The organism is Nocardioides pyridinolyticus (assembly GCF_054653575.1).
Map to the genome: position 1 here is coordinate 1 of NZ_BAAIFY010000085.1, position 667 is coordinate 667.

Below are 667 nucleotides of genomic sequence, written 5' to 3' on the forward strand. Positions count from 1 at the left end.
CGCCAACGCCGGTCTGAAGGTCGCCTCCCTGGTGGCGGGGATGGTCGCCGGTGCGGACTCCATCGACGACATGGCCCTGCTGCGCCACGGCGGGATGGGCCGGGTCTTCACCCACGCCTACGCGCCCTCGACGCTGGGGTCGTTCGTGCGGGCATTCACCTTCGGCCACGTCCGCCAGCTCGACGCGGTCGCCTCCCGGTTCCTGGCCCGGCTGGCGAACCAGACACCGCTCATCGCTACGACCATCGCTATGACCCAGGAGTCGAGCCAGCGGGTGATGGTCGATATCGACGACACCATCATCGAGGTCCACGGCTACGCCAAGCAGGGCTCGGGCTACGGCTACTCCGGGGTCCGCGGACTCAACGCGCTGCTCGCCACGGTGAGCACCAGCCAGTCGGCGCCGGTGGTCGTGGCCCAACGACTCCGCAAGGGGATCGTGTGGTTCTCCGCGGGGGCGCGGCCCGGCTGGTCGCCGACGCGTTGAAGACCAACGCCTCGTTGTCCTCGACCAAGGCGTTGGTGCGTGCCGACAGCGCGTTCTACGGCCACGCAGCCGTCCGGGCCGCGATCCGCGGCGGCGCCGACGTGTCAGTCACCGTTCGGATGGATCCCAAAGTCAAGGCCGCGATCGCCGCCATTGGTGAGGATACGTGGACCCCGATCG

At 69.4% G+C, this 667-nt stretch carries 1 pseudogene; it reads left to right on the top strand.

Annotated elements, in window-relative coordinates:
- Positions 1–667: pseudogene (locus ACYQ0U_RS22765) on the top strand (transposase); the annotation flags it as partial.